This is a genomic window from Streptomyces niphimycinicus (genome assembly GCF_018883605.1).
GTDB classification, from domain to species: Bacteria; Actinomycetota; Actinomycetes; order Streptomycetales; family Streptomycetaceae; genus Streptomyces; species Streptomyces niphimycinicus.
Genome location: NZ_JAHLEM010000313.1, coordinates 1 through 15541 on the forward strand (window position 1 = coordinate 1; position 15541 = coordinate 15541).

A 15541-nucleotide genomic window follows, 5' to 3' on the forward strand; every position below is an offset into this window, starting at 1 on the left:
CGCCCCGCCTCGCGCGCCTCCGCCCCGCTCGGGGTCCGCCCGCCCCGGCGCGGTACGGGCAGCCCGCAGCCGACCCGCACCAGGCCCTCCAGCGTCAGCCCGTACGCCCCCGCGAAGGTCTCGCCGGGGCTCTGCCCGTGGTCGGACAGCAGCACGATGCGGTAGTCGCGCGGGGCGCGGTCGGCGACCTTGGCGATCAGCGCGATGGAGCGGTCGAGCCGGGCGAGCACCTGCCGGGCGTCCCGGCTGCGCGGCCCCGAGTGGTGGGCCACCTCGTCGTACGCCACCAGGTCGGCGTAGATCGCGGTACGGCCGGAGAGGATGTCCCCCATCACCGCCGTCACCACGACGTCCCGCTCCACGACGGTGGCGAACGCGCGGATGAACGGATACAGCCCGCCCCGCTTGACCCGGGGCGTCTCGCGGCGCAGCTTGGCGCGCGCGGACTGGCAGATCTCCCGGACGACCTCGGCGAGGAACGACACGGCGGTGCGGGTCGCGTTGGCGGGGTCGGCGAAGTACGCGAAGTATCCGGAGCGGGAGCGGTTGTGCGGACCGCGTCGCGCCGCGACCGAGAGGACCAGGGCAAGCTGATCGGCGCCGCCGGTGAACAGATTGCCCCGGCTCGCCCCGTCCACCGTAAGGAGCCCGTCGTGTCCGGCCCGGGCGGCCGCGCGGCGCTGGAGCACCGCCGCGCTGGTCGGCCGGTTGCTCACCATCACCTCCCCGCTCTTCTTCTCGTACCAGCGGAAGGCGGGCACATCCTCGTTGGAGCCGTGCAGGATGCCGAGTTGGCTGGCGCCGGTCTGGCTGGACCAGTCGGTGCGCCACGGCGTGACCTTGTGGGTGGTCCGGATCAGGCGCGCGACGGTGGGCATCACCGGGGGCCGGTTGTCGCGCTCCCGCAGCGCCTCCCGCAGCACCGCGTGCCCCACCCCGTCGAGCTGGAGGAACACCGTTCCCGGGGGCTCTTCGCACCCGCCGTCCTCACCGAGCCGCCGCCTGCGCCGCCCGGCCAGCCGGGCCAGCCGCCGCCGGTACGCCCCGTCGTCCCGCACGGCCAGGAAGGTGCTCGTCGCCGACGACGCGGCGGACATCACGGCCGCGACCACGATGGCGGTCTCCGGCTCGACGGCGCCGCGCCCGTCCGGGATCAGGCTGATCGCGATCAACAGCATCGAGCCGTTGAGCACGAACACCAGCAGCCCCAGCACCAGCGCGGGCATCAGCAGCAACGCCCGTACGAGCAGCGGCCACACCAGCGCGCTGAGCACACCGAAGGCTCCGGCGCCGATGGCCGCCGTGATCGCGATCTGCGTCGCGCTGTCACCGCCATTTGACTTCAGGCTGAAGTCGGGGAGGATCCCGGCGAGCGCCAGCATCGTGAGCGTGGCCACCGCCCACACCGCCGTCACCCGCAGCAGGGTTCCCCCCACGGTCTTCCATCGGGGCTTCTGCACGCCGCGGCCTCACTTCACGTCACCGGCCCGCACCATGCGCGCGAACCGGCTTCAAGCGTGGCACAGTGCCCCCGCGACCCGGCGGACGGAGGGTTACCAGGACGGATCGATTCCACTTACGGCAGCCCATGAGTTGGCCAGGAGCGCGTCGCCGCACCCCGCTCTACGGGGACCAGGAATCGGCTCTACGCGGACCAGGAGTCGGCCGGATCGTCCAGCCACACCCGCTGACCGGCGGGGCCCGGCCCGACCGTGAGGCCGAAACGGCTGTGCTCCGGCCTGCCCTGGCCGACCCACCACCCGTACGCGGCCTCGACCTCGTCCCACAGCCGACGCTCCCCCGCCTGCCAGACGCGCGCCTGAGCCTCCCCCTCGCGGAACACGACGCACGCCCAGGAACGGTCGGTCAGCCCGTAGAGCCACACGGGGCGCGCGCCATCGTGCGGGGCCGCCACCACCTGGACGCAATGCCGTACCCGGAGACCCAGCGCGAAGGGGAGGGCGGCGTACGGCGGGGTGATGAACTCCCCCTCGGGAATGCCGGTGGCCGAGGTGTCGGCGCCGCCCTCTCCCTCGGCCGGGACGTAGGCATGGTGCGGCGGCAGCGACAGCCGCTGGCCGCGCAGCTTCATGAACTCGACGGGCCGGGTGAAACGCCCGGACGCCGTGCCGTCCCCACGCACCACCAGCCGGGCGACGGCGTCCGCATGGGTGTAGTGCGTGCCCCAGGGGGCGATGATCACGCCCCCGGGCCGCGTCTGCTCGATCCATGCCCCCGGGATCTCCCGAACGCCGACGGTGGCCAGGACCCGGTCATACGGCGCGCTGCCCGCACAGCCCTTACCGCCGTCGCCGAGCACGGCCTCCGGCCGCAGCCCGGCCGCGGCCAGCCGCTGCCGTGCGTGACGCGACACGGCGGGGTCCACCTCGACCGTGGTGACCTTACGGCCGCCACAGCGATGCGCCAGCGCCCCGGCGGTCTCGCCCGTGCCGGTGCCCACATCGAGCACGGCCATGCCCTCGTCCACGGCCAGATCCCGCAGCAAGCCGTAGACGACAGAGGGCATGGACGATGAGCTGGTGGACACCCGCCCCGGCTCGGGGCCCGTGTGCTCGCCGTCGTCCCACTGCGTCACGATGGGCGCGTCGCTGTCGGCGGCGGCGTACCAGGCGTTGGGGTGCTCGGCCTTGTCGATCGCGACGGCTCCCTGTGCCCGCGTGTCGAACGGCCACATCAGCTCCGGCAAGAACGCGGCCCGGTCAACGGCGGCGAAGGTCGGCGCCCAGTCCTCCCCCATCACCCCCGCGTCAAGAAGCACCTGCCCCAATGCGGCCCGCCCGGGCCGCGCGATGCCCTCGAACGTCATGCGGTCACCGTCTCTTCATGGTCATCCGGCCGAGCAGCGCGCTCACGATAGAGCGAACCCCTAGAGGTCCGGCCGAGCCCGGGTGAGGGTCGGGGTCGTTTGCCGGCTGCGGCGCCGTTTCGCGCCTTTGGCGCATTTGAGCATGGGGGCGGCAGGTGGGGGGCGCGGGCCCCGGCGCCCCCGGGTGTTCCTGGGGCGCCGGGGCCGTCCGGATCGGCCCCGGGTCAGCGGTTCAGGGCCGGCTCAGCAGGTTCAGCGTGTTGGTCGCGTCGTCGACGAAGTAGACGCGGTCGGGGTTCTCGGCGATCGCGAGGCCGAACAGTGCGCCCGCTCCCGGCGGGGTACCGCTGGTGTCGAGCGTGCGCACGGCCACCTGGGCACCACGCGGGGTGGTCTCCACGATGTTGCCGTCGCCGCTGTTGACGGTGAGGATGTTGCCCTTCGGGGTGATCGCCAGCCCGAGCGGGCCGTTGAGGTGCTGGTCGGTGCTGACCACGCGGCCGATACCGGCACTGGTACGCCGGGTCAGCGCGTCCGGGATCGCGGTGATGCGGTTGTCGACGGTGTCCGCCACATAGAGCGTCCCGTCCCGCAGGCCGACCCCCGTCGGCCCGATCACGAGAGCCGCCGGGTCGGTCTTCTGGGCGAAACCCGAACCGATCACGGTCGTGGCGGTCCGGGTCGGCGGCCGGTTGTCGTGGGTGCGCAGGGTGATCCGCAGCACGGTGCCCCGCCGCACGATATCGCCGCCGCCGGCCACCGTGCCGTTGAGCACGTTGGTGACGAACAGATCGGTCTTGTCACCGCTGCTTTTCGCGGTCATGTCCCAGGGGCCATTGATCCCCTGGCCGCTGAAGGTCTCCCGGACCTTTCCATGGCTGTCCAGCACGAGCAGACACCCGGCCTGCGCCGTGGCGGATGTGCCGTCGGCCGTGGGCAGACTGCCCACCACCACCCAGCCGCCCGGCAGGATGGACAGTGCGGTGGTCAGCCCCACGCCCCCCGGGCACGGTCCTGGCAGGTTCTGCGGGTCGATCTCGGCGAACAGCGTGGCCGTGCCCCGGGGGCTGATCTGCACCAGAGTGGTCCCCGTGCCCTGCTCGTTCGCGGCGTTGTTGAAATTGCTGACCAGCACATTGCCGCGCCGCAGGTCACCGACGCTCTTCTTGACCAGGGCGGTGCCGTACGGATTCAGGTCGCCGTTGGCCGGAACCGTCGATGCGACGGTCGAGACGGTGTGCAGCGGCCCGAGGAACGGTTTCCCGTCCCCATCCGCCGGCCCGGCGGATGCTGCCGTCTGACCCACCGTCATGATCGCCGTCACCGCGGCCACAGCCGCCACCGCGAGACGCGAAGCGGAAACAAGCCTCATCAGGGTCATACCTCCTCAGCGCCGCACGGCCGTCCCGCGGCCCAACGACGGTCACAGAGAGTTGTCACCTGTCACATAATCGGACTCAAAGACGCAGCGCACGTCGGACAGGGCCAGATGCGCGACTCGGCCGGTTCCCGCTCCGGTCATTTCGCGCACGACGGCACGGGCCGGTCGGCGGGTGCCGCTGCGAGGAGGAGGGTCGGCCAGGCACCCGCCTGCTGGGCCGGCGCTCCGGCGGTTACGGTCCCGGCGGCGACGCCGAGTTCCTCGCCCGCGACCATCCACATCATGGACGCGACGCCCATGCGCCCCGGGGCGCGTGGGCGTCCAGCAGTTCAAACAGGCAGACCGTCATGGGCTCGAACGCCGCACCCGACGGGCCGTGCCCGAGCAGGACGGTGGCCAGCGGCTCGCACTCACCTCGTGTCTCGAACTCCTGGGCCATATGAATGAGTTGGTGAAGAACGGCGGGCAGGTCATCTGCGCGACGCATTCGCCGCTGCTGACGGCGCTGCCCGGTGCGGAGATCGTGGAAGTGGGCGAGCATGGGATGCGGCGGGCGGGGTGGGGCGAGCTGGAGCTGGTCGACCACTGGCGCCGTTATCTCGCCGATCCGCAGAGCTATTTGCGGCATGTCTTGGGTTGAGCACGCGGTGGGGCCGGGGCGGGTTGGGTTGGGGTCGTCGGTCGTCTGCCGCGCCGTTTCGCGCCTTCGGCGCATTTGAGCATGGGGGCGGCAGGTGGGGGGCGCGGGCCGCGTCGCCGACCGCCGGGGCAGTGGGAGGTGGGGCTCGGTGGCGGCTTGCGTCCATCGGGGCTCGGGCCGACCCCGGACAGCCGGGGGGTGGGGTGCCCTTTTGAGATTGCTTGACATATTAGTTGCGCCAGATCAAGCAATTTCTGGAGGGGTACCCGGAGGACGCCCGGACCGAGTGTGTCGCTGGACCGGCCGTTCGGCCCGCAGTCCGGAACGTTCCCGGTCCGCGAGCCCGGATGCCGCCACTCACCCTCGCCCCCACCTGCCCGGCGGCCGGCGACGCGGCCCCCGGCCCGGCACCCCCGACTCATGCTCAATTGCGCCGAAGGCGCGAGACGGCGGCGCGCCCGGGCGGGTGCCGCTAGAGGCGGATTCGGGCCCAGACGGTTTTGCCTACGATGCGCTCACGGACACCCCATGCGTCGGCGAGCGTGTCCACGATCGCCAGGCCGCGTCCGGACTCGTCGTCCGGGGTCGGGTCCGCCAGGGCGGGGCAGCCCTCACGCGGGTCGGACACCTCTACCCCGACCAATTTCTCTGCGTCATATGCGATACGCACCTCGAAGTACCGTCCCGGTACGCGTCCATGGCAGACCGCGTTCGTCGCCAGCTCGGAGAGGACGAGCAGGACGAGGGCGGCCGAGCCCCGGTCCAGGCCCCAGGCGCGGAGGGCGGCGTCGGCGGCGCGGCGGGCATGGGGGACGGACGGGGGGACGGGTGTAAACCTCTGCATCCAGCCATGGAGCGGGTTTACATCGTGACTTTCCGCGTTCATGCTCCCACTGTCAGTGCAGGCGGCTACCTTCACCAGTAACAGAGCGTCGACTGCGGCGACCGACAACTCTGGTCGAACGCAGGTTGATTGGCGTTGACCGATGTTGCGGGGGTGGCCCGCGTGGCCCAGTCGAAGAAGAAGGACTCCGCTCCGCCGACCGTGCAGTACTTCGCCGCTGTCCTGCGGCTTCTGCGCGAGCGGGCGGGACTGACCCAGGACGAGCTCGGCGCGCTCATGAACTACACGGGGTCGGCGGTGAGCGCCGTGGAGACATGCGCCAAGCCGCCGACGGACGAGTTCATCGACGCGGCCGAGAAGGCACTGGACGCGGGCGGGTTGCTTCGTTCCGCGATCAAGTACTTGCGGCTTGAGCGATATCCCGTGTACTTCCAGGGTTTCGTTCAGTTGGAGCAGGAAGCCCTGAGCATTGCGTCGTACTGCACCCAGGTGATCCACGGACTTTTGCAGACAGAGGGCTACATCCGGGCGCTCCTCGCGTGCAACTACCCGCCCTTCGAAGATGCAGAGCTCGAACAGCTCGTGCAAGGTCGTCTAGACCGCAAGGCGATCTTCGATCGTAAGCCGAGGGCACTGATCCACGTCATCCTCGAAGAGGCTGCGCTACGGCGGCAAATTGGCGGCCCGGAAGTCATGAGCCACCAGTACGAGCACCTCGTCGAGTGCGCAGCCCGCCCCGGTGTGAGTATCCAGGTCATGCCAATGAATCAGGCTGAGCACGCCGGTCTGCGCGGTCCGTTCACGGTGATCGAGACCCCTGAGGACACTTCCCTGGTCTACACGGAAAGCCATGGCGAGAGCATCTTGGTCTCCAAGCCGGACAAGGTGGCTGCACTCACTCGCCGCTATGCGATGATCCGGACTCAGGCACTCAGGCCAGACGAATCCGTGTGCTTCATCGAGCAGTTGATGGGTGAGAGATGAGCGACGACCTGTTGTGGTTCAAGAGCAGCTACAGCGACTCGGGCGGCGGCGAGTGCATCGAGGTCGCCTACGACTGGCACAAGTCGAGCTACAGCGACAACACCGGCGGCGAGTGCGTCGAGGTCGCCACCACCCCCACCACCGTCCACATACGGGACTCCAAGAACCCCGACGGCCCCCGCCTCCGCATACCCGCTACCGCCTGGGCCGACTTCCTGACCTTCGCGAGGGCTTGAGAAGAGCCGTCGGGCGGAGGGACCGGCCAGGGCCGGTCCCTCCCGTGTCGGGCACGGAGACGGTCCGCTAACCTCCGCGTTTCGGTTGGGGTCGACTGAGCTGGCTTGATCGCGTTGGCGATGGTTCTGGGCGGGTGGGCATGGCGGGGGCCCGGCGCGCGGGCCGGGTGCTCCGTGTTCCTCGGGTCGTGGGCGGACGGGGCGGTTCGCCGCTCAGGTGGCAGGCCGGGGCAAGGCCGTCAGACGGGCGAACGCGGTGGTCAGTTCGTGGCGCCAGGGCCAGGTTGCGGCGATCCGCAGGTGGATGCGGCGGGCTGCTCGGGTGATGCGGGCGGCGGCGTGCGGTAGCCGGTAGCCGGTAGCCGGTAGCGGAGTTTCTTCGGTTCGGCGTCGGCGAGTTCGCCGCCCAGCAGCAGGGTGCGGGTCCAGGCGAGCAGGTCGATCGCGGTCAGCGACAGCTCCAGCCACACGGCGTTGATGCCGAAGTGGCGGGAGGGGAGGCGGCCGAAGCCGGTGGTCCTGCCGCAGCGGATGCGGTCCTCAACGCGGGCGTGGGCACGGTGGCGGACCTCCAGGAACTGCAGAGATCCGTCGCCTGCGGTGGGGGTGCTGTCGGAGACGACGGGCTGCAGTCGCTCGGCGAGTTCTTCAAGCAGGTCGGCGGTCACCCGGGCGAACAGGTCTTCCCGGTCGCGGAAGTGGCTGCAGAAGGTGGCGCGGCCCACGTCGGCACGCTCGGTGATGTCTTCCACGGTCAGCGAGCGCCACTGACGGATACGGCTGCATACCGACCGGCAACGCAAGGCTGATAGGATGGCGGGCATGGGACTGATTGAGGTAGACAAAATCTAGCCACCGAACTGCCGGTGGCTTTCACTCGTGTGGGCGTCGTCCACATCAGTGAACGATCGATTCTCAACGCACGCGCGTGAGTCCGCCCTTCCCGGGCGTCGACACCGCCGCGTGAATCTCGCCGGCACGTTCGCATCGCACCGACCTTGGTCCCGGGTGCATGACTGCGAACGCGCGATTACGACCTGCTTGGTATGCAACCTCCTCCTGCCCGGCATTCGGGTAGCGGCTCCCATGCCGTAGGAGCGTGGCTCTTTGCCGGTTCCGCTCGCACCTCTCGCCGCATCGACACACGGCCCCGTGGTCGGTTGTCCTGCCAGTTCCGCTGGCTCACACAACCCGTTCACGAAGGGCATTGCCATGCAACATCGCACCTCGCGTTCCCGTACTCGTCATCGCCGAGCGCACTGGAAGGCCGGCGCTCCGGCCCTCACCGCCTGCACGAATCCCGCCTGCGGCAAGGCCACGCTTCCGCATCGCGCCTGCCAGCACTGCGGCTTCTACCGGGGGCGTGAGGTCGTGCCTCCTACGGGTGGTGACGCATGAGCACCGTCCTGACCGCAAGGAGCCGTTGGATGCGCATTCGCGATCATCTCGCGCAGACGGGCGTGCCCGCGTTCCGGTTTCACCAGCTCATCACTGCGTGGCGGAGCTCGACGGCCGAGACCTTCGCCAACGTCCATGCCCTCCCGGCGCGCCTTCGCGGTGAGCTCGCGGAGCGGTTCGGGCCGCGGTTGCACCCGCTGACTCCGCTGGAGGTGCAACGGGACGAGCAGGTCGAGAAGGTGCTGTTCGCATCGGACAGCGGAGCGCGGATCGAGACCGTCGTCTCGCACTATCGAGCCGGATGGGACTCCATGTGCATCTCGTCGCAGGCCGGATGCGGTCTGGGCTGCACCTTCTGCGCCACTGGGGCGGTCGGCCTGATCCGCAACCTCACGGCGGACGAGATCGTCGCGCAGGTGATGCATCCACGTTGGATGCGCGCGGGCCTGCCGAGGCCGGCCAGCGTCGCGTTCATGGGCATGGGTGAGGCGCTTGCCAACCCGCATGTGTTCGACGCGCTGACGCTGCTGACCGACGCCTCCTACGCCGGCATGTCCGCGCGACGGGTCACGGTCTCCACGGTCGGGTTCGCACCGAATCTTGCACGCCTCGTGAATGAGCACCCGCAGGTGACGATCACGCTCTCGGTGCACTCGCCGTTCCCAGGGGAGCGTGCGCGGATCGTCCCGCTCGAGGAGACGTTCCCGCTCGCGCAGAGCCTTGACATCCTCGACCGGCACGCTGTCAAGAGCCGTCGCAAGGTCTACCTGGCCTATCTGCTCATTGCCGGCGTCAATGACAGCGACGACCACCGCGCTGCCCTCGTCGAGCTGGTCCACCAGCGCTCCAGAACTGAGCTGTTCCACGTCAGTGTCATCCGCTACAACGAGGCGGCCGGGGCAGCGCCGGAGTATCGCGCACCGTCCTCGACCCGCGTGGACGAGTTCGTGCGCGGGCTCACCGAGCGCGGTGTGCACGCGACCAGGCGGCGCCAGTTCGGTACGGGCATCGAAGCCGCCTGCGGGCAATTGCACGCGAGGTTTTTCGCCACGCCTTCCCCGGGGGTTGCCCCAGCCGACACAGAACTGATCCCCGTCACGCCCGTTGGCTGATGGGTGAGAGAAGAGAGAAGCACTGCCTATGTCTATGAAGTCCGCCATCGCACTGCGCGATGTGACCTTCGAGTGGCCCGACGGCACCGTCGCGCTCGCCGGTGTCAACGGCACCTTCACTGCCGGTCGAACCGGGCTGATCGGCCGCAACGGCGCCGGCAAGTCCACCCTGTTCCGGCTCATCGCCGGTGACCTGCAGCCGACTGCCGGGCAGATCGACACCGTGGGCGAGGTCGGCTACCTGCCGCAGACGCTCACCCTGCGAAAGAAAACCACCATCGCCGAGCTGCTCGGCATCCACGGGATCCTCGACGCGATGAAGGCGATCGAGTCCGGCGATGTCGACCAACGCCACTTCGATGCGGTCGGTGACGACTGGGATATCGAGTCCCGTGCCGACGAAGCGCTGCATCAGATCGGGTTCTCCGCCGCAGACCTCGGCCGCCGCGTGGCCGAGGTCTCCGGTGGAGAGGGAATGCTCATCGCGATCACCGGGCTGCGCATCCGTCGCACCCCGATCACACTGCTCGACGAGCCCACTAACAACCTCGACCGCGCCACGCGCGCCAAAGTTGCCGAGTTCGCCGACCAGTGGCCCGGGACACTCGTCGTCGTGAGTCACGATCTCGAACTGCTGGAGCACATGGACAACACCACCGAGCTCTACGGCGGCACCCTGGACACGTTCGGCGGCCCGTACAGCGCGTGGAAGGAGCACCAGGAGCAGGAGCAGGCGGCTGCGGCGCAGGCCGCACGCTCGGCTCAGCAAGCGCTCAAGGTCGAGAAACGGCAACGCATCGAGGCGGAGACGAAGCTGGCGCGCCGTGAGCGGACAGGGAAGAAGACCCAGAAGGACGGCGGCATCCCGAAGATCCTCGCCGGCAACCGCGCCAGCAAGGCTCAGGCATCCGCAGGATCACTGCGCTCCACTCTCGACAACAAGGTCCAAGCCGCTCAGGCCGCCGTCGACGTCGCGGACGCACGTGTCCGCGACGAGGAGCACATCCATCTCGTCCTGCCCGATCCGGACGTCCCACGCGGACGACGGCTGGCGGAACTGGAGGATGAGGACCGAACCGTCGTAATACAGGGCCCGGAACGGGTGGCGCTCGTCGGCGCGAACGGTGCCGGGAAGTCGACCCTGATCGAACAGCTCGTTCAGCGTGTCGAGCCGACTCCGGGGCGACCGCACGGCCGCCTTGTCACCGAACTCATCGGTTTCCTCCCGCAACGCCTCGATGGACTCGATGACGATGCCAGCGCGATGGAGAACGTGCAGGCTGTCGCCCCAAGCACGTCGGCTGGCACCATCCGCAATCAGCTCGCCCGGCTTCTCCTTCGCGGTGACAGCGTGGACCGTCCCGTCCGCACACTCTCCGGCGGGGAGCGATTCCGGGTCTCGCTCGCCCGGCTTCTCCTGGCCGCGCCGCCTGCCCAGATGCTGATCCTGGACGAGCCGACGAACAATCTCGACATCGCCAGCGTCGAGCAACTCGCCGAAGCCCTCGACGCGTACCGCGGAGCGCTCCTCATCGTCAGCCACGACTTCGCGTTCCTCGAACGGATCGGCGTCGACACCATCATCGAGCTCGACAGAAACGGACGGATGCATCAGCGCCGAGACCTGGGCATCTGACCGTCGTCCTGGATCGGGCATTACGACAAGGGAGCCAGGAGGCGGGTCCTCACATGACTGACCCGTCTCCTCCTTCGCACGCCGTTGTCCGCCGATCCATGCGCGCCATCACACGCTCACCGGTGCCGTGGCGCCCGTAGCGTACTCCTACGGCGCCTCGTCTTCATCTGCGGGGGCTCCGCCATCTTCCACGGCGAGTTCGGTGAATGTCAGATACGGCCGGGTGACCTGGCGGTGCTCGGCATCAAAACCCTCTGCGGCAGCCAACCGATCGACCGTTCTTCAGCCACGACGTTGTACCTGGGTCACGGCATTGTCCGCTCTACTCCAAGATCTTCGGCGAACACATCGAGAGGAAGAAAGACGTATGAACAGCAACCGAAATCAGACGCAGCTCACGGCCCCACCCGTGCCCTTCGCCCCCGAACTCAACGCGGAGCTGGAGAACCTGGGTGCGCCCCAGGAGAACGCGCCGACGTCGGCTGACGACATCCCCCGATGGCGTGCACAACTCACCACGAAAGACCCTTCACTCAAGGAACTGCACGACCACGGCAGGTTCGAGATCCAAGAGTTCCTCGCCCCCGGTCCGGACGGAGCACCGGACGTCTCACTCCTCTTCGCACGCCCCACCGGCCTATGCCAACAAGCGCCGGTCATCTACCACATGCACGGCGGAGGCATGATCGGTGGATCCAACCGCACCGGAATGCAGACAATCCTCCACGAGTGGGCCGAGCCCCTCGAGCTGGCGGTCGTATCCGTCGGCTATCGACTGGCACCTGAGCACCCGTACCCAGCGGCGATCGAGGACTGCTACGCCGGGTTGTTGTGGCTCGCCCGCCACGCCGGCACACTCAGCGTGGACCGCCAACGTGTCATCGCCGTCGGCGGCAGCGCCGGCGGAGGACTCACGGCCGCTTTGGCCCTGATGGCCCGCGACCGAAAGGGTCCCGGCATCCTTGGCCAGTTGCTGATGTGTCCCATGCTCGACGACCGCAACGACAGTCCCTCAGCACGCCAGATGACCGGACTGGGCGTGTGGGACCGCCGTGCCAATAGCCTGGGCTGGACCGCTCTTCTCGGCAAGGACCGGGAAAGCTCGCAGGTCTCGTACTATGCCGCGGCCGCCCGGGCAGCGGACCTGTCCCAGTTGCCGCCCGCCTATGTCGACGCCGGTGCAGCAGAGACCTTTCGCGACGAATGCATCCAGTACGCGACGCGCATCTGGCAAGCCGGCGGAGATGCTGAACTGCACATATGGTCAGGCGGCTTCCACGGATTCGACCAACTGGCGCCACACGCTGAAGTCTCCCGGGACGCCCGCCGGACCCGCTTCCGTTGGCTCTGCCGTCTGCTGAGCCGAGAGGTCCGCGAAGCAGCTTGACCCGCCACTGTCCAATTCGCGGATAGGGTCAGCGCGCGAGGACACGGCGGAGCCAGCAAAGGCTCACTCCTCATGACGCCTCCGCCGGGAAAGATCGCTACCGTCTGCCGGATGAAGAACGCGATTCCGAGAGGCAGTTGGCTCGAGGCCGACGACTTCCGCGCGTTGGTGAAAGAGATCGCTCCGCTGCGGCTGGGCGGGTGGGTGGCTGCGAGTTTCGGGAACAGTTCGTGTTCTTCCTCGCGCACGTGGGAGGCGACCTCGAGTTTCAGCTTCGCGATCGTGTCGTTGAACCGCGGGTCGTCGACGCTCAGGTCTTCGAGGTCCTTGAGCATGGCCTCGGCTCTGGTGTGATCGGCGAGTTCCTTGTCCGCCATGGCCGCACCGTGCGGTATGTGTTTGCGCACGGCGGGGTAGAGGTGCGGTTCCTCGGCGACGGTGTGCCGGACCAGTTCCGCGGTCAGCCGGTCCGCGAGCTCCCGCCGCCGGGGGTGGTCGACCGGCTGCAACTCGATCTGCGAGAACAGATCCTCCAGCTCACGGTGATCGGCCGCGAGCTCCGTGATCGCATCGCCACCGGGTTCCATCGCGACACAGCACCTCTCCTGGGGAATCGTCGCCCCTCGGGGGAGGGTGCAAGCACACAGACAACACATCCCAGGGCGCAGAACCGGCGCCACGCGCGCGGGAACCGCACCGTACTCACCTCCTCGGCCCTGCGATCACCACCGTCCCGCACAAGGATCGGACTACGGGCGGTGGCCCGGCCGTGTCCCGCCCCCGGCCCCGATCGGGGGACACCTCCCCCAGGCACGCCGTCCCCCTCCCGGCCTATGCCCGTAAGGGGGGCCTGGAGGTACGTATGCCGCAGCCCTTGTGGACATGGCCATTTCCCCACCCCGGCGCCTCGCCCGGGATGTGAGGGCAGGTGGGTTTCCCGCTGGCCAACGCCCACTCGGCGGTCGTGGAGCTGCTGGCTCTGGCCGCCTGCCGGCAGCGTGGGAGCGGATCCGACTGAATGGAGATGCCAGCAGTGGGCTACGGCCTCATCTGCCCTTGGACTAGTTAGTGCGAATGGTCGCGCCGGAACACCAGGCCCGGGCGGGTGCCCCATTGCGCGCGGCGGGACAGGGTGTCGACGACGACGGCGAGCAGCAGCACCCCGCCGGTGATCATGAATTGGACGGCGGTCTGGATGTCCATGAGCGCCACGCCCGAGGCGATCGACTGGATGACCAGGACACCCAGCAGGGCGGACCAGGTGCTGCCCCGGCCGCCGAAGAGGCTGGTGCCGCCGATGACGGCCGCGGCGATGGCGTTCATCAGCAGGTCGGTGGAGACCGATGTCTGGCTGACCGAGTTGATGCGGGAGGCCAGGAACAGGCCGCCGATGGCGGCCATCGTGCTCGACATCATGAATGCCGAGATCCGCACCCAGGCCACATTGACCCCGGCGCGGCGGGCGGCCTCGACCCCGCCGCCCAGGGCGAAGATCATGCGCCCGTAGGCCGTGCGGCGCAGGACGTAGTCGAGGATGACGAGGACGACCAGGAAGATCAGGAGGGCGAGCGGCAGACCCTGGAACTGGTTGAGCACATACGCGGCTGCGAAGGCGATCACCGCGAGCAGCCCGGTGCGCAGGAAGATCTCGGCCGGGGAGCGGAAGGGCACTCCGGCGGCGCGGCGGCGGGTGACGTCCCGCCAGGCGGTCAGGAAGTACGCGGCCGTGCCGAGCGCCGCCAGGGCGTAGGCGGCGGCGACATTGGAGAAGTAGAAGTTGGTGAGCTGGGCGACCAGGCCCTGGTCGTCGAGGTTGATGGTGCCGTAGGCGCCCATGATGGCGAGCATCAGGCCGTACCACCCCAGCAGTCCGGCGAGGGTGACCACGAACGCGGGGACGCCGACCACGGCGGTGAAGAAGCCGTGGACGAAGCCGACCGCCGTACCGCAGAGTGCGGCCAGGACGATGGCGGGTGGCTCGGGCATGCCGTAGTTGACGCTCAACACGGCGAACAGGGCGGAGGCCAGGCCGCTCACCGAGCCCACCGACAGATCGATCTCGCCGATCAGCAGGACGAAGATCACGCCGACCGCGATCATGCCGGTGCCGACGATGTCCACGCTGAGGTTGGAGAGGTTGCGCGGGGAGAGGAAGTGGGGATTGAGGATCTGGAAGGTCAGCCAGATGACGAGCAGTCCGAGCACCACCGGGACGGAGCCGAGCGCTCCGCCGCCCAGTTTGCGCCCGAACGCGTCGGCGAAGCGTTCGGCACCGTGGGCGGTGGGTCCGCCGATCCCGCCGGGCACGCTCACAACTCCCCCTCCCGCGTCGCCCGCCGCGTCACCGCGTTGTCGGAGGCGCCGGTGATGGAGGAGACGATCTGCTCCTGGGAGGTGGTGGTGACGTCGAAGAACCCGTTGTTGCGGCCCAGGCGCAGCACCGCGACATAGTCGGCGACGGCCTTGACATCGCCCAGGTTGTGGCTGATCAGCAGCACCCCGAGGCCGCGTTCGCGGAGCCGTTCCACCAGATCGAGGACCTGGGCGGTCTGCTCGATGCCGAGGGCGGCGGTGGGCTCGTCCAGCATGACCAGGCGCGGCTCGCCGAGCAGCGCCCGGGAGATGGCGACGGTCTGCCGCTGGCCTCCGGAGAGGGCGGCGACGGGCCTGCGGACGTCGGGGATGCGGATGGAGAGGGTGGCCAGCAGATCGCGGGTACGGCGCTCCATCTCCACCTCGTCCAGGACGCCGATCCGGGTGATCTCCCGGCCGAGGAAGAGATTGCCGACGACATCGAGGTTGTCGCAGAGCGAGAGGTCCTGGTAGACGGTGGCGATCCCCAGATGCTGGGCGTCGTGCGGGCGGCCGATGTGCACGGGGCGGCCCCGCCATTCGAGGGTGCCCAGGTCGGCCGGTTCGACCCCCGCGATCACCTTGACCAGGGTGGACTTCCCAGCGCCGTTGTCACCCACCAGGGCGATGACCTCACCGGCGTGGATCTCCAGCTCGACGTCCCTGAGCGCCTCGACCGCGCCGAAGCGCTTGAAGACGCCACTCAGCGCCAGCAGGGGCGGGGCCGACGGTCGGGCCATCCGC

General features: G+C 69.1%; 12 protein-coding genes and 4 pseudogenes. 7 read left to right on the forward strand and 9 right to left on the reverse strand.

Going from position 1 to position 15541, the window contains the following annotated elements; all coding sequences use genetic code 11:
* From KN815_RS26595 to KN815_RS26605, 3 genes are all read right to left on the reverse strand, one after another.
* A partial coding sequence (locus KN815_RS26595) for a phage holin family protein (protein WP_216344442.1) occupies positions 1-1460 on the reverse strand: 1460 nt, incomplete at its 3' end.
* A gap of 185 nt (positions 1461-1645) precedes the next feature.
* Complete coding sequence (locus tag KN815_RS26600; RefSeq protein ID WP_216344443.1) at positions 1646-2827, reverse strand: methyltransferase domain-containing protein; 1182 nt, start codon at positions 2825-2827, stop codon at positions 1646-1648.
* Positions 2828-3059: 232 nt separating this feature from the next.
* Positions 3060-4199, reverse strand: coding sequence for an NHL repeat-containing protein (locus tag KN815_RS26605; protein ID WP_253209258.1), 1140 nt, complete (start codon positions 4197-4199; stop codon positions 3060-3062).
* Positions 4200-4611: 412 nt separating this feature from the next.
* Between KN815_RS26605 and KN815_RS26610 the strand changes: the two are divergent.
* Positions 4612-4848, forward strand: a pseudogene (locus tag KN815_RS26610) (AAA family ATPase); the annotation flags it as partial.
* 472 nt (positions 4849-5320) lie between these two features.
* Here KN815_RS26610 and KN815_RS26615 read toward each other — a convergent pair.
* On the reverse strand, positions 5321-5692 hold the full coding sequence (locus KN815_RS26615; RefSeq protein WP_253209259.1) for an ATP-binding protein: 372 nt from the start codon (positions 5690-5692) through the stop codon (positions 5321-5323).
* Between the two features lie 162 nt (positions 5693-5854).
* Here KN815_RS26615 and KN815_RS26620 point away from each other — a divergent pair, with 162 nt between their 5' ends.
* Positions 5855-6676, forward strand: coding sequence for a helix-turn-helix domain-containing protein (locus KN815_RS26620; protein ID WP_216344445.1), 822 nt, complete (start codon positions 5855-5857; stop codon positions 6674-6676).
* On the forward strand, positions 6673-6912 hold the full coding sequence (locus KN815_RS26625) for a DUF397 domain-containing protein (RefSeq protein ID WP_216344446.1): 240 nt from the start codon (positions 6673-6675) through the stop codon (positions 6910-6912). The genes KN815_RS26620 and KN815_RS26625 overlap by 4 nt, the downstream gene beginning before the upstream one ends.
* Positions 6913-7125: 213 nt before the next feature.
* Here the strand turns inward: KN815_RS26625 and KN815_RS26630 are convergent.
* Together KN815_RS26630 and KN815_RS51615 are read right to left on the reverse strand one after the other, a co-directional pair.
* Positions 7126-7535: pseudogene (locus KN815_RS26630) on the reverse strand (transposase); the annotation flags it as partial.
* Between the two features lie 54 nt (positions 7536-7589).
* Positions 7590-7736, reverse strand: a pseudogene (locus KN815_RS51615) (TetR family transcriptional regulator); the annotation flags it as partial.
* A 388-nt stretch (positions 7737-8124) separates the two neighbouring features.
* Between KN815_RS51615 and rpmF the strand changes: the two are divergent.
* From rpmF to KN815_RS26655, 4 genes are all read left to right on the forward strand, one after another.
* Entirely contained in the window at positions 8125-8310 is a 186-nt protein-coding gene (rpmF, locus tag KN815_RS26640) for a 50S ribosomal protein L32 (protein ID WP_216344447.1), read from the forward strand.
* Between the two features lie 29 nt (positions 8311-8339).
* Positions 8340-9422: a radical SAM protein gene (locus tag KN815_RS26645; protein ID WP_216344448.1), complete on the forward strand. Its 1083-nt coding sequence runs from the start codon at positions 8340-8342 to the stop codon at positions 9420-9422.
* A gap of 34 nt (positions 9423-9456) precedes the next feature.
* Positions 9457-11058, forward strand: a complete 1602-nt coding sequence (locus KN815_RS26650; protein ID WP_216344449.1) for an ABC-F family ATP-binding cassette domain-containing protein — start codon at positions 9457-9459, stop codon at positions 11056-11058.
* Positions 11059-11425: 367 nt separating this feature from the next.
* A complete protein-coding gene (locus KN815_RS26655) occupies positions 11426-12445 on the forward strand; it encodes an alpha/beta hydrolase (protein ID WP_216344450.1) in 1020 nt (339 codons plus the stop codon).
* Between the two features lie 224 nt (positions 12446-12669).
* Here the strand turns inward: KN815_RS26655 and KN815_RS26660 are convergent.
* The 3 genes and pseudogenes from KN815_RS26660 to KN815_RS26670 all read right to left on the reverse strand — a co-directional run.
* Positions 12670-13101, reverse strand: a pseudogene (locus KN815_RS26660) (hemerythrin domain-containing protein); the annotation flags it as partial.
* A gap of 409 nt (positions 13102-13510) precedes the next feature.
* Positions 13511-14752 carry a sugar ABC transporter permease gene (locus KN815_RS26665; protein ID WP_216344463.1) on the reverse strand — a complete coding sequence of 414 codons (1242 nt, stop codon included), beginning with the start codon at positions 14750-14752 and terminating at the stop codon, positions 13511-13513.
* Positions 14753-14754: 2 nt separating this feature from the next.
* Complete coding sequence (locus KN815_RS26670; RefSeq protein ID WP_216344451.1) at positions 14755-15537, reverse strand: ATP-binding cassette domain-containing protein; 783 nt, start codon at positions 15535-15537, stop codon at positions 14755-14757.
* Positions 15538-15541 lie beyond the last annotated feature (4 nt).

Excerpts from the sequence above, each read along its gene's own strand:
- KN815_RS26655 (WP_216344450.1), top strand. The coding sequence starts at position 11,426 with ATGAACAGCAACCGAAATCAGACGCAGCTCACGGCCCCACCCGTGCCC.
- KN815_RS26650 (WP_216344449.1), top strand. The coding sequence starts at position 9,457 with ATGAAGTCCGCCATCGCACTGCGCGATGTGACCTTCGAGTGGCCCGAC.
- KN815_RS26645 (WP_216344448.1), top strand. The coding sequence starts at position 8,340 with ATGCGCATTCGCGATCATCTCGCGCAGACGGGCGTGCCCGCGTTCCGG.
- KN815_RS26670 (WP_216344451.1), bottom strand. The coding sequence starts at position 15,537 with ATGGCCCGACCGTCGGCCCCGCCCCTGCTGGCGCTGAGTGGCGTCTTC.
- rpmF (WP_216344447.1), top strand. The coding sequence starts at position 8,125 with ATGCAACATCGCACCTCGCGTTCCCGTACTCGTCATCGCCGAGCGCAC.
- KN815_RS26600 (WP_216344443.1), bottom strand. The coding sequence starts at position 2,827 with ATGACGTTCGAGGGCATCGCGCGGCCCGGGCGGGCCGCATTGGGGCAG.
- KN815_RS26615 (WP_253209259.1), bottom strand. The coding sequence starts at position 5,692 with ATGCAGAGGTTTACACCCGTCCCCCCGTCCGTCCCCCATGCCCGCCGC.
- KN815_RS26625 (WP_216344446.1), top strand. The coding sequence starts at position 6,673 with ATGAGCGACGACCTGTTGTGGTTCAAGAGCAGCTACAGCGACTCGGGC.
- KN815_RS26605 (WP_253209258.1), bottom strand. The coding sequence starts at position 4,199 with ATGAGGCTTGTTTCCGCTTCGCGTCTCGCGGTGGCGGCTGTGGCCGCG.